The sequence below is a fragment of the Azoarcus sp. KH32C genome (assembly GCF_000349945.1).
Classification (GTDB): Bacteria; Pseudomonadota; Gammaproteobacteria; order Burkholderiales; family Rhodocyclaceae; genus Aromatoleum.
This window is the reverse complement of record NC_020516.1, coordinates 1,745,138-1,757,720: the sequence shown is the minus strand read 5'-3', so window position 1 is coordinate 1,757,720 and position 12,583 is coordinate 1,745,138. Positions and strand designations below refer to the sequence as shown.

The window sequence follows — 12,583 nt, the reverse complement described above, 5'->3', positions numbered from 1 at the left end:
CCGGTCGGTCAGACGTGGGCTTCGCGCACGCCGACGTTGTAACGCGTCGTCAGGCGGCCGAGGAAGTAACCCGAGATCGCGGTCATCGCCAGGTACAGCACGCACACCGCGAGGTAGAAGGTGAAAGGCTGGTGCGTCGAGCGCCCGGCCTGATCGGCGACGCGCGTCATGTCCGAAAGCCCGATCATCGACACGATCGCCGTGCTCTTCAGCAGCACCAGCCAGTTGTTGCCGATGCCCGGCAGCGCGAAGCGCAGCATCTGCGGGAAGAGAACGCGGCGGAAGACCTGCCAGCCCGTCATGCCGTAGGCCCGCCCCGCTTCGAGCTGGCCCGCCGCTACCGACAGGAAGGCGCCGCGGAAGGTCTCGGTGAAGTAGGCGCCGAACACGAAGCCGATGGTCATCACACCGGCGACGAAGGGGTCGATCTCGATGAAGTCCCACTCGAAATAGTCGAGCACTTCATTGAGCACGAGTTGGCCGCCGTAGAACACCAGCAGCATCATCACGAGGTCGGGAACGCCGCGCACGACGGTCGTGTAGAGCATCGTCCATAGTCGCAGCGGGAGATAGGGCGACAGCTTGCAGGCCGCGCCGAGCAGCCCGGTCGCCACTGCCAGCGCCAACGACAGCAGGGCGACCTGCAGCGTGACCCAGGCACCGGCGAACAGGCTGGGAGAATATTCGATCAAGGCATTCATTGCGCATTGACTCCGGGACGCGGATACGCAGGAAAGAGCCGGATCCGCTCACGCAGAAAAGGAAGCGCCGGATGCTTTCGCTATCCGGCGCGTAGCTAGGCGGGGATCAATTCCCGTAGATGTCCATCGGGAAGTACTTCTTGCGGATCTCTTCGTACTTGCCGCTGGCGCGGATCGCGACGAGCGCCTTGTTGAGCTTCTCGGTCAGATCCTTGTCCTTCTTGCGCACGGCGATGCCAATGCCCTCGCCGACCACGCCCTTCTCTTCGGCCGTGTTGCCGAAGACACGCTCGCCCGCGACGTCGTAGCCCGCACCTTCCGGCTTGGTCAGGAAGCCGCCATAGGCCTCGAGGAAGTCCGCGAAGGCCGCATCCATGCGCCCGGAGTTCAGGTCGAGGTAGGCCTCGTCCTGCTTCGCATAGCGGATGATCTCGGGGCCCTTGCCTTCCCAGAACTTCGTCGCGAAGTTGTCGGCGACGGTGCCGCGCTGCACGCCGATCTTCTTGCCCTTCAACGAGGCGAGGTCGGGACGCAGCGGCGAGCCCTTCTTCGCGATCAGCGCGAGCGGCGAAGCGTAGTACTTGTTGGTGAAGTCGACCTTCGCCTTGCGTTCGTCGGTGATCGACATCGACGCGATGATCGCGTCGAACTTGCGCGAGACCAGCGCCGGGATCATGCCGTCCCAGTCCTGCTTGACCCAGCTGCACTTGGCCTTCATTTCCTCGCACAGCGCATTGCCGATATCGATGTCGAAACCGCGCATCGAACCGTCTGCCGCGGTGACGTTGAACGGGGGGTAGGCCCCTTCGGAAGCCATGCGGATTTCGTCCCAATCCTTGGCGACGGCGCTGCCCGCGGTCATGGCGACGACGGCGCACAGCAGTGCATATTTCTTCATCCAGTACTCCTCACTTTGTTTCGCGGCTTCTTCGCGACGGCTCGGCCGGTGGTTTGACGGGCTGCGCTGGATACAGGGCAGCGGGAAGCGGAGCGAATGGTGGCAAAAAAGGCAACGCTGCTCAACGGGCCGGGGCCGGATTGCTGCAACGCACCGCGGCAGCAACAAAATGACGGGAATCCGCCAAGACCCTTTGCCCGCGCGGGTCGAATCCTAGTCCCGGGAGCGTTCTCCCGCACGCCTTCGACATCGAGACGGCCGAAACCTGATAGCAAATGTCGCAAAGCTGCAAGAAATCCGGCTCTGCTGCACCGCAACTATCACAAAAGAGGCATCCCCTTTCAGAAAAGCGGCACTTCGCCTGCCGGGCGCCAATTCCTCGCGCCAAAGCGCTTAGCATCCGCCCCCGCTACCCCACCGGGGAAGTCGCAAATGCAAAACAAGACTTACGCGAGGAGAAGATCAATGCGAAAAGTGGGAACCCTGTGCGCCGCGCTGATGGCCGCCGGATTGATGTCGAACGCCGCGCACGCGGACGAAGCCGCTCTGCGCGCGCAGATCGCCGAACTGAGGGCACACCTCGAAGCCCTCGAGGCCCAGATCAAGACCATCGACGCCAACGTCGGCGCGGTGCCCAAGACCTTCAACCTCGTCACGAAGGGTGACGAAGAAGGCACCTTCAAGCTGCCGGGCTCGGAGACCTCCGTCGGCCTGTACGGCTTCATCCACGTCGACGGGTACAAGGATTTCGGCGCCCGCACCGGCGACTGGGCCTTCGAACCCGGCACCATCGCGATCAAGGACGACCCCTCGGGTCTCAACTCCGACACCCGCAAGGGCAAGTTCAACCTCAGCGCCCGCGTCACCCGCTTCGGCGCGAAGACCTCGACGCCGACCGACATGGGCGCGCTGCGCACCAAGCTCGAATTCGACTTCTACGAATACGGCGACACCACCTACAAGAGCGGCTACACCAACGGCTACAACCCGCGCCTGCGCCATGCCTACGGCGAACTGGAAGCCGACTGGGGCACGCTGCTCGTCGGCCAGACCTGGTCGACCTTCATGAACCTCGACGCGACGCCCGAGACCGCCGACTTCAACGGCCATGGCAGCGCCCAGCTCGCGCGCCAGCCGATGGTGCGCCTGTCGGAGAGCTTCGACTCGCTCGGCACCGTGTCGGTCGCCGTCGAAAACGCCGCGACGATGATCAACGGCCAGAAGCCGCTCAATACGCCGAACCTCGACAAGCGTCCGGACCTGACAGTGGGCTGGAACAAGACCGGCGACTTCGGCAGCGTCGGCGCCAACGCGCTGCTGACCCGCTACTCGTACGACGACAACGTCGGCACGACCGACGGTCGCAACGCCTACGGCGTCAGCGTCGGCGGCGCGTTCAAGATCACCGACAAGGACTCGCTGCTCGGCCTCTATACCGCCGGCAACGGCATCGCCCGTTACCTGCCGTCGGCGAACTACAACTGGGAAGTCTTCGACGGCGACAAGATCCGCCTGAGCATGGCGCGCGCCGTCACCGTCGGCTGGGCCCGCGCCTGGACGGAGAAGGTGCGCACCAACCTGTCGTGGGGCCGCACGCGTCTGGACGTCGATTCGAAATATCTCGCCGCCTACGGCCCGTCGGCGAACGAGACGCTCACCCATGCCTTCGCCAACGTGTTCTGGGCCTTCACCCAGAACGCCGAGCTGGGCCTCGAGTACGCTTGGGGCGAACGTGAGCTGAACACCGGAGAAACCGGCACCTTCCGCCGCCTGCAGACCTCGATGCACTACTCTTTCTGACCTTCTCCGTGCAAAGAGACCGGGATGGGGAACTTGCCCCATCCCGGCCGTTGTAAGTTCCGCTTAAACTAAGAGGGTTACAAATGTAATCTTGCCTTCCCACGGCCTTTCAACCAGCCTCCCCTGCGCGCAATACATGGCCACATTCCTCGAAGCAAGCGTGGGTGAACTGGTCGACGGCTCCCCCGTCCCGACCTTCGTCATCGACAGCCGGCATCACGTCCGATACTGGAACCGCGCATGCGAGGTCATGCTCGGCTTTTCGGCAGCGCGGATGGTGGGAACGGACGATCAATGGCGGCCCTTCTACCCCGAGCGCCGCCCCGTGATGGCGGATCTGGTCGCCAGCGGTTCGATCGACAAGCTGATCTCGACCTACTACCCGGCGAAGTTCCGCCCGTCGAAGATCATCCCCGGCAGCTACGAGGCGGAAGACTTCTTCCCCCACCTCGGCGACGGCGGCGCCTGGTTGTACTTCACCGCCGCCCCCATCCGCAACGACCGCGGCGAAATCATCGGCGCGATCGAAACCCTGCAGGACATCACCGAGCGCAAGGAAGCCGAACGCCAGCTCAAGGAAGTGCTCGACGAGCACCGCGTGATCTTCGACAACGCGCACGTCGGCATCGCCTACATCCGCGGTCGGCAGATCCTCAAGTGCAACCAGCGCATGGCCGAGATCTTCGGCTACGACGGCCCGGAAGAGCTTTCCGGCCAGCGCACGCTGATGCTCTATCCGTCCGCCGACACCTGGCGGGAACAGGGCATCCGCCTCTACCACCAGCTCGAAGCACGCGGTTTCAGCGAGGAAGAGGTCGAACTGCGGCGCCGCGACGGACAGCCGGTCTGGTGCTACCGCGTCGGCCGCCCGATCGACCCGACCGAACCGCACGGGGGATCGATCTGGGCCTATTCGGACATCTCCGCACAAAAGCGGCAGCAACACCAGCTCGAACTTGCGAGCACGGTTTTCGACAACAGCTCGGAAGCGCTGCTGATCTGCGACCGGGACAACCGCATCGTCAGCGTCAACCGCGCCTTCACGCGCATCACCGGCTTCAGTGCGGCCGAGGCGATCGGCCAGACGCCGTCGATCCTGCGCTCGGGTCGGCACGACGACGCCTTCTACCGCGAAATGTGGGACACGCTGCTGTCGAGCGACCATTGGGAAGGCGAGATCTGGGACCGGCGCCGCAACGGCGAGATCTACCCGAAGTGGCTGTCGATCTCGGTCGTGCGTGACGAGCCCGGCCAGGTGACACACTACGTCGCCGCCTTCTCGGACGTGACGCTACGCAAGCATGCCGAAGAGCGCGCGCAGTTCCTCGCCCGCCACGACGTGCTCACCGGCCTGCCGAACCGCATGCTGCTGCGCGAGCGCTTCGAGCAATCCGCCGAGCATGCGCGCCGGACGCATCGCAAGCTCGCCCTGCTCTTCCTCGACCTCGACCACTTCAAACGCGTCAACGATTCCCTCGGCCATCCCGTCGGGGACGCGATGCTGATCGCGGTCGCCGAACGGCTCCGCGTCGCCGTGTACGGCACCGACATGATCGCGCGGCTCGGCGGCGACGAATTCGTGATCCTGCTCGAAAACGTCGAACACGCGGAGGACATCGCCAAAGTCGCGGCGAAGATCGACCGCTGCATGCAGGCGCCGATCAGCGTCGGCGGGCAGCTTCTCAGCACCTCGTTCTCGATCGGCGTGGCCGTGTTCCCGAGCGACGGGCAGGATTTCGACACCCTGCTGCAACGCGCCGACACGGCGATGTACCACGTCAAGGAATCCGGGCGCGGCACCTTCAGCCACTTCGACGAGCAGATGAACGTGCAGGCGTCGGAACGACTCTCGCTGCATGCGCGTCTGCGCCAGGCGATCGACGGCGACGAATTCGCGCTGGTCTTCCAGCCCCAGGTCAACCTCCGCGACGGACGCGTGTTCGGCGCCGAGGCGCTGCTGCGCTGGAACCCGCGCGAGGGCGGCGCCGTCGGGCCGGACCGTTTCATCCCGGTCGCCGAGGAAAGCGGCCTGATCCTGCCGATCGGCGAATGGGTGATCCGGCAGGCCTTCCATCAAGCCCGCCGTTGGCTCGACGCCGGCACGCCGATGCAGCTCAGCATCAACGTGTCGGGCCTGCAGATCTATCGCAGCGACCTGCTCGCGACGCTGACAGCGGTCCAGCGCGATACGGGCGTGCCGCCGCAGATGATCGAGATCGAGCTCACCGAATCGACACTGATGGAAGACGTTCAAACCGTGCGCGAGGTCCTCGATGCATTGAAGCGCGCCGGGTATTCGCTCTCCATCGACGACTTCGGCACCGGCTACTCGAGTCTCGCCTACCTGAAGAAATTCCCGATCCACCGCCTGAAGATCGATCGCTCCTTCGTCACGGATCTATGCACCAACCCCGAAGACCAGGCGATCGCGCGGGCCGTGATCCAGATCGGCCACGCGCTGAACCTGCGGGTCATCGCCGAGGGTGTTGAGACGGCCGAACAGATGTCGCTGCTCAAGCAGCACGGCTGCCACGAGGGACAGGGTTATTTCTTCGGTCGTCCCGTGCCGGCCGAGCGGCTCGCCGTGCCCGCGTCGGGCCGAACTGCCGCAGCCGAGAGCCGACGCGCTGCTGGAAGCGAGCAATGTTCCGGGCTGCTGCGCGTGCTTTAGCGCCCACCGCAAAGCACGGAATCTACCCCGTGCCGGGCTGAGATTGCGGAAAATTCCCCAATCATCACCTATAGTCGAATTACACACCCGCGGCATAGAACCTTGGGGGGACAAGTTTTTTCAGGGAGCATCGTACGGAAAGTGGGAGGCATGATGGATTGCAGACTCGTTTCCTTGAGCGTTCTCGCGGCGCTCGTGATGACCCTACCTTCGACCCTTTCGGCTGCGCCCACGGTCAGCGGCGGATCCTTCGACCAGCAGACCCAGGCCATCGACGAGGGCATGAAGGCGAAGGAAGACTCGGGCGTATTCGGCCGTCCCGGCTTTACCGGCGACGAAGGCCCGCGCGCCAGTTCCTCAGTCGGCGATCGCGACATGGACCGCTATGTGCAGCGCCTGGGCTATGAAATCCGGCTTCGCAACGCCATGCAGGATCGCGATTCGGCCGGATTCCGCTGAAACCCGGACTCGCAACAGGCGAAATCAGTAAGCGGCAGTGGAAGCCACGCCGCCCGCAACGCCAACGCCTGTCTCGGCCGGCACGCCGAGCATCTGCGCGACGCTGTCGATGAAGGCGCGGTGCTCGGTGGGAGCGCTCCGGCGCCACTGCCGGACGTATTCCGCCAGGTCCGTGCCGGCGCCGGCCGGCGCCAGGTTCAGGTAGCGTAGCGCGCTCCAGTTTTCGCGCGACTGCTCGAACAGCGGCAGCAGCAGGTTCGCGACCACCTCATTGTCATCGCGCAGATAGGGATTGTGCGACATCGTCGGCAGCTGCGTCTGCAGCCAGCCCTGCGGCGACACGCCCGGCGGAAGCTGGCGATGCGGCTCGGACAGCAGGCGGTCGGCGTAGCTGCGCAGCCGCGGCGCGTAACTCTCCCAGGACGGGAACGGCGCCTCGGTCTCCCAGCGCTCGGCCATGCTGCGCAGCGCATGCACGCCCGCCGCCTCGCACAGCGCCTCTTCGAACCACTGGTTCTCGCGCCGCGCCGGATCGTCGCCGCGCACGTCGTAGTTCGACATGATGTGGCAGAACTCGTGGCCGAACTGATAGGCGTATTGCGCCCAACCCCGGTTGGTGGCCGAGAGCTGCACGCGGTATTCGCCGCTGCCGCCCTTCTTGAACAAGGTCACCGGGCTGCCCGACTCGTGCGTGACGACGATCGGACGGTTCAGGCTTGCCGCGGAAGAACTGAGCAGCTGCTCCGCCACCGAGTACAGCAGGCCCTCGATCTCCTCGTGAGTCGCCGTCCCCCAGCCCTCGCCTTCGACACGGATATTGACGGCGGGCACTTCGGCGGCCGCAGTGGCGGGCGAAAGTGCAGTCTGGAGACCCGCTGCAAGGAGCAGCGCGATGTGGAAACCCCGGCGCATCGATCGATACAGACTGAACACCTCACCGGCCTCCCGCGTCACGCACACTTTTCGGAGTCTAGTAATAGACGCCGGAAGCGCAAGCCGATTTTACGACTTTTGACATCGGTTTCCGGCGGGGCAGAAAGCACAGGGGCGCCGGCGCCCTTGTAGCGCCGACGCCCCTGCGAACCTCAAGGCAATGACTGGCATGCCTCACCGCACGCCGGCCCCGCTTACTCGATGTAGTGCCCCACGCCGACCAGCGAATTGCCGACGCGATGCACGTACGAGCGCTTCTTCTCGACGCGGTTCGTCACCGGGTTGCGCCACACGTACTCGACGGTCGCATCTTCGGCGGACTTCAGCTTGTCGATCATCTCGGCCACCAGCGCGTGCCCCTCGGCATCGTGCAGGCCGCGGGCATCGGTGTCCGACAGCGCCGGGTTCATGCCCATCGCCTCGAACTTGCCGCTGTCCATGTTCACCATGAACACGTAGAGATCGTCCTTCACGAACGCGCCCTGCCGGTCGTTGAAGCTCGCGGCGGCCTTGGCCGCGCCGTCCTTCTTCACCAGGTCGACAGCGCGCGTCAGCATGCCGCGGGCGTCGTCGGCGCTCGCGCGCGGCGCGGAGTAGCCGACGCCGAGCACATAGTCACCGACCTTATGGACGTAGGTGACCTTCGGTTCGACCTTGTTGGTGACGCGGTTCAGCCACATGTAGCGTACGGTCGCTTCCGGCGCGCTGCGCGTGCTGTCGATCATCTGGCGGAAGAGCGGATTGCCGGCCGCGTCGGTCGTGTTGAGCACCGTAAGGCCGACCAGCGCCTCGGGCGCGGCGCCACTCGCGTGATAGACGCCCTTGTCGTCGATCACGAACACGTACATGTCCTTGCGCACGAAACGGCCCTTGCGGTCGTTGAAGGCGGCGAAGGCCTTCTCGGGCGTGTTCGCTTCCATGAACTTGACCGCTTGGTCGAACAGCTCGCGCGCCTCGCGCGGCGTGCCGCGATCGGCGGCGAGCGCCGACTGCGTCGCAATACCGAACAGCGCGGCCGCAACGATCGGCTTGATGAGGTTCTTTTTCACTTAGCTGATCCTCATAAAAAGGATTCGGGATGGTCGGCTGAAACCGCGCATCAGGCGATCACGGGCTCAGACGACCACCCCGGCGAACCGGGGTGGCTTGAAACGGGGCGGCACTTCACCGCCCCCGACGCCATCAGGACTTGTGCAGCTTGAACACCCACACGGAACCGCCCTGCTCGAGCATGTTCACGCGCTTGGCGACGTCGCCGCCCCACAGCGGAACCGCACCGCCCCAGCCGGACACGACGGCGACATACTGCTCGCCGTTGTCCTCCCAGGTGATCGGGGGCGCAATGATGCCGGAACCGGTCTGGAACTTCCACAGCTCGGCGCCCGTCTTGGCGTTGATCGCCTTCAGGTAGCCTTCGGGCGTACCGTAGAACACCAGGTCGCCACCGGTCGCCAGCACGCCACCCCACAACGGAGCGTTGTTCTTCACTTCCCACATGATCTTGCCGCTGACCGGATCGACCGCGCGCAACGCGCCGATGTAGTCGTCGTTCAGAGGCTTGATCGTGAAGCCCGCGCCGAGGTAGGCCGCGCCGCGCTTGTACGACACCGGCTCGTTCCAGATGTCCATGCCCCATTCGTTGGACGGCACATAGAAGTAGCCGGTCTTCGGGCTGTAGGCCATCGGCATCTGGTTCTTGCCGCCGAGGAAGGAAGGCGCGGCGAAGATCGATTCGCCCTTCTTGCCTTCGCCGCCTTCGACGAAGGGGTTGGGCGGACGCTTGCTATCGTTGTAGACCGGACGGCCCGTCGCGAGGTCGATGCGGTCGGCCCAGTCATGGCGATTGACGAACGGGAAGGCGTTGAGCAACTTGCCGTTGGTCCGGTCGTTCACGAAGAAGAAGCCGTTCCGGTCGGCCTTGCCGCCGGCCTTGACCATCTTGCCGGTCTTCGGATCCTTGTAATCGAAGGACACGAACTCGTTCACGCCGTCGAAGTCCCAGCCGTCATGCGGCGTGGTCTGGTAGTGCCACACGATCTTGCCGGTGTCCGGGTCGATCGCGACGGTCGAGGACGAGTACAGGTTGTCACCCGGGCGCAGCCAGCTGTTCCACGGGGCCGGGTTGCCGGTACCGATGAAGATCAGGTTGACTTCGGGATCGTAGTAGGCCGACAGCCAGGGTGCTGCACCGCCCGACTTCCACAGGTCCCCCGGCCAGGTGGCGTTGGTCGTGCCAGAGACGCCGTTCTCGATCTCTTTGCCGTCCTTGTCGTACTTGTAGCCCATGTTGCCTTCGACCGTCGGACGGCTCCACACGAGCTTGCCGGTCTTCGCATCGCGCGCTTCGACCTTGCCGACGATACCGAATTCGCCGCCCGACACGCCGGTGATCACCATCCCCTTGACGATCTGCGGCGCAGCGGTGAAGGAGTAACCGCCCTTGTAGTCTTCGATCTTCTCCTTCCAGACGACCTTGCCGGTGTCCTTGTCGAGCGCGACGAGCTGAGCATCCAGCGTACCGAAGATCACCAGGTTGCCGTAGATCGCGGCACCGCGGTTGATCACGTCGCAGCAAGGCATGATGCCTTCGGGCAGGCGGTGCTCGTACTTCCACAGCTTCTCGCCGGTCTTCATGTCGAGCGCGAAGATGCGGCTATACGACGCGGTGACGTACATCTTGCCGTCGAACACGATCGGCTGCGACTGCTGGCCGCGCTGCTTCTCGCCACCAAACGAGAACGACCACACGGGAACCAGATTCTTGACGGTGGAGGTATTGACTTTGGCCAACGGGCTGAAGCGCTGCCCCTTGGTGCCGAGACCGTAGGTCACCACCTGGCTCGTGATGCCCGTGCCGTCCTTCAGAATGTCATTGTCGGTCACTTCCCGAGCCTGCACCGTACCAACGGTCGCGAGCGCCAGGGCCAGTACGCTCAAAGCGCCCGGCAGGCGGCCGCTCTTGCGGGTCTTCTCCATTTACATCCTCCTTATTGTCTCGTCACGTTTCTTCCGAATCCGCCGCCCCAATCGGCGACGGGCTTCGGACGACCCGTTCGCAAAGCCCGTGCCACCTCCTCGTGGAGCCTGAACCACCATTGATTCAGGCTGTAACACGGAACTCAGGTGTCCCGACAAGCGTCATGCGCAATGTGTCACTGCTCTGATTGACAGCAGTTGTTCCGTTTTTGAGCAACTGTAGAGCACATCCCCTGCGCAGGCCGCGTGCTACTGAATGGCACACCCTTTGCTGTATGTAGTAACAAACGACGAGGAAGGCAATGACCATCCTTGCGGAGGAGATGAGATGCGCAGTGCAATTGTGATGACATTGGCCTTGCTGTGCCTTGGCCTGCTGACGCCGACGCGCACGGCGCACGCGACTTCGCCCGCAATTTCTCCCGACGCGGCCACGGATCCGCTGCAATCGCCGCGCTGGGGCGACATGCGGAAGCTGTTCTTCGCCGGCCAGCGTGTCGTGTTCGACGCCCGCGTGCGCGTGAGCGGCCCCGACATCGCCGAAGACTCCCTGAACGTACCGATCAGCGTCGACGCAAGCGCCCTGCCCGACGTGCAGGAAGTGCTCGTCTTCGCCGACTTCAACCCCATCCTCGGCGTACTGCGCTTTTTCCCGACCGCAGCGAAGCCCGCGCTCGGACTGCGGCTCAAGCTGCAGCAATCGTCGCCGGTGCGCGCCGCGGCACGCACGGCGGACGGCGTGTGGCATGTCGGCGGGCTGTGGGTCACGGCCACCGGCGGCGGCTGCACCGCCCCTTCGACCGGCTCGGGCTCGCACGAATGGCAGGAGCGCCTCAACGAAGTCAGCGCCCGCGTCTTCCCGCGCATCGACGGCGGCTCACGCCTGCGCCTGCGGATCATCCACCCGATGGACACTGGCCTTGCCCCAGGTGTGCCGGTCTTCCATATCGAGGAACTGCGCCTCGCCGACGAAGGCGGCGCCGAGCTGATGCGCATCCAGCCTTACGAGCCGGTCGCGGAGAACCCGCTATTCACGGTCGACCTGCCCGCCCGCGCCAGCGGCAACGGACGCATCCATACGTCCGGCCGTGACAATAACGGCAACCTGATCGATGCGTGGGTGACGCCGTGATGCGCCGCGCCGCCAGCACCGCGTTTCCCGCACTCCTCGCGTTCGCGCTGTCCCTGAGCGCGCCGACGCCGATCGGCGCGGCCGACCGGGCAGTGCCGACCCAGCCAAGCCGCAGCCAGGCGACATTCGACTACCACCTCTCGCCGCGCGAGATCGCCCCCGGCGTATTCGTCTTCATCGGCCGCAATGAGGATTTCACCGTCGAGAACGGCGGCAACATCCTCAACACCGGCTTCATCGTCGGCCCGGAAGGCGTCGTCGTGATCGACACCGGCAGCTCGCGGCGCTACGGCGAACAGATGCTCGCCGCGATCCGTCGTATCACGACGAAGCCCGTGGTCCTCGCCGTCAACACCCACCACCACCCCGACCATTTCCTCGGCAACCAGGCCTTCCCCGCCGAAACCCTCGCCGCGCTGCCGCAGACGCGCAAGGGCATCGAAACCGACGGCGAAGCCTTCAACGAGAACCTGTACCGGATGGCGGGCGACTGGATGCAGGGCACCGAACGGGTCGTTCCGACGCAGCGCCTCGAACCGGGCCGCCGCGTCGTCGCCGGGCGCGACCTTGAATTCCTCGCACTCGCCGGGCACACCGCCGCCGACCTGGTCGTGATCGACCATGCGAGCGGCACGATCTTTGCGGGCGACTTGCTCTTCAACGGCCGCACGCCGACCACGCCGCACGCCGACATCCCGGGGTGGCTCGCAGCGCTCGACCGCCTGGAAACCCTGTCCGCGCGCCGCTGGGTGCCCGGCCACGGCGCGGTCGCCGGCGACGCGACCGCGATCCGCCAGACCCGCGCCTGGCTTCAGTGGCTGGCCCGGACGATGCGCGACGGCGCCGAGGCGGGGCTGGACATGACCGAGATGCTCGCGCAGCCGATCGCACCCGAATTCCGCAAGCTCGCGTTGGTGGAGACCGAATACCGCCGCAGCGTGATCCATCTGTTTCCGCACGCCGAGCAGGCCGCCTTGTCCAGGGCTGGACTACGATGAATCACCTACGAGGAG

General features: G+C 65.0%; 10 protein-coding genes. 5 read left to right on the top strand and 5 right to left on the bottom strand.

What is annotated here, in order from left to right; translation table 11 throughout:
* Positions 1–8 precede the first annotated feature (8 nt).
* Entirely contained in the window at positions 9–701 is a 693-nt protein-coding gene (locus tag AZKH_RS07710; protein WP_015435192.1) for an ABC transporter permease, read from the bottom strand.
* 106 nt (positions 702–807) lie between these two features.
* The gene (locus tag AZKH_RS07705; protein WP_015435191.1) at positions 808–1,599 is read right to left on the bottom strand and encodes an ABC transporter substrate-binding protein; all 792 of its coding nucleotides are present in this window, start codon (positions 1,597–1,599) and stop codon (positions 808–810) included.
* Between the two features lie 465 nt (positions 1,600–2,064).
* On the opposite strand from AZKH_RS07705, the gene AZKH_RS07700 reads away from it, so the two are divergent.
* The 3 genes from AZKH_RS07700 (at position 2,065) to AZKH_RS07690 (ending at position 6,529) form a co-directional block, all read left to right on the top strand.
* Positions 2,065–3,399: a DcaP family trimeric outer membrane transporter gene (locus AZKH_RS07700; RefSeq protein WP_015435190.1), complete on the top strand. Its 1,335-nt coding sequence runs from the start codon at positions 2,065–2,067 to the stop codon at positions 3,397–3,399.
* A 136-nt stretch (positions 3,400–3,535) separates the two neighbouring features.
* The gene (locus AZKH_RS27900) at positions 3,536–6,070 is read left to right on the top strand and encodes an EAL domain-containing protein (RefSeq protein ID WP_015435189.1); all 2,535 of its coding nucleotides are present in this window, start codon (positions 3,536–3,538) and stop codon (positions 6,068–6,070) included.
* Positions 6,071–6,268: 198 nt separating this feature from the next.
* Positions 6,269–6,529 carry a hypothetical protein gene (locus tag AZKH_RS07690; RefSeq protein ID WP_231874487.1) on the top strand — a complete coding sequence of 87 codons (261 nt, stop codon included), beginning with the start codon at positions 6,269–6,271 and terminating at the stop codon, positions 6,527–6,529.
* A 24-nt stretch (positions 6,530–6,553) separates the two neighbouring features.
* On the opposite strand, the gene AZKH_RS07685 is transcribed toward AZKH_RS07690, so the two are convergent.
* The 3 genes from AZKH_RS07685 to AZKH_RS07675 form a co-directional block, all read right to left on the bottom strand.
* Positions 6,554–7,483 carry a hypothetical protein gene (locus tag AZKH_RS07685; RefSeq protein ID WP_156822064.1) on the bottom strand — a complete coding sequence of 310 codons (930 nt, stop codon included), beginning with the start codon at positions 7,481–7,483 and terminating at the stop codon, positions 6,554–6,556.
* A gap of 173 nt (positions 7,484–7,656) precedes the next feature.
* Entirely contained in the window at positions 7,657–8,511 is an 855-nt protein-coding gene (locus AZKH_RS07680; protein WP_015435186.1) for a cache domain-containing protein, read from the bottom strand.
* 133 nt (positions 8,512–8,644) lie between these two features.
* Positions 8,645–10,438 (bottom strand): methanol/ethanol family PQQ-dependent dehydrogenase, encoded by a 1,794-nt coding sequence (locus AZKH_RS07675; protein WP_015435185.1) that lies wholly within the window; start codon positions 10,436–10,438, stop codon positions 8,645–8,647.
* A gap of 328 nt (positions 10,439–10,766) precedes the next feature.
* On the opposite strand from AZKH_RS07675, the gene AZKH_RS07670 reads away from it, so the two are divergent.
* Positions 10,767–11,570 (top strand): quinoprotein dehydrogenase-associated SoxYZ-like carrier, encoded by an 804-nt coding sequence (locus tag AZKH_RS07670; RefSeq protein ID WP_015435184.1) that lies wholly within the window; start codon positions 10,767–10,769, stop codon positions 11,568–11,570.
* Positions 11,570–12,568, top strand: coding sequence for a quinoprotein relay system zinc metallohydrolase 1 (locus AZKH_RS07665; RefSeq protein WP_041657086.1), 999 nt, complete (start codon positions 11,570–11,572; stop codon positions 12,566–12,568). The genes AZKH_RS07670 and AZKH_RS07665 overlap by 1 nt, the downstream gene beginning before the upstream one ends.
* Positions 12,569–12,583: the final 15 nt, after the last annotated feature.

Excerpts from the sequence above, each read along its gene's own strand:
- AZKH_RS07670 (WP_015435184.1), top strand. The coding sequence starts at position 10,767 with ATGCGCAGTGCAATTGTGATGACATTGGCCTTGCTGTGCCTTGGCCTG.
- AZKH_RS07665 (WP_041657086.1), top strand. The coding sequence starts at position 11,570 with ATGCGCCGCGCCGCCAGCACCGCGTTTCCCGCACTCCTCGCGTTCGCG.
- AZKH_RS07675 (WP_015435185.1), bottom strand. The coding sequence starts at position 10,438 with ATGGAGAAGACCCGCAAGAGCGGCCGCCTGCCGGGCGCTTTGAGCGTA.
- AZKH_RS07700 (WP_015435190.1), top strand. The coding sequence starts at position 2,065 with ATGCGAAAAGTGGGAACCCTGTGCGCCGCGCTGATGGCCGCCGGATTG.
- AZKH_RS07705 (WP_015435191.1), bottom strand. The coding sequence starts at position 1,599 with ATGAAGAAATATGCACTGCTGTGCGCCGTCGTCGCCATGACCGCGGGC.
- AZKH_RS07710 (WP_015435192.1), bottom strand. The coding sequence starts at position 701 with ATGAATGCCTTGATCGAATATTCTCCCAGCCTGTTCGCCGGTGCCTGG.
- AZKH_RS27900 (WP_015435189.1), top strand. The coding sequence starts at position 3,536 with ATGGCCACATTCCTCGAAGCAAGCGTGGGTGAACTGGTCGACGGCTCC.
- AZKH_RS07690 (WP_231874487.1), top strand. The coding sequence starts at position 6,269 with ATGACCCTACCTTCGACCCTTTCGGCTGCGCCCACGGTCAGCGGCGGA.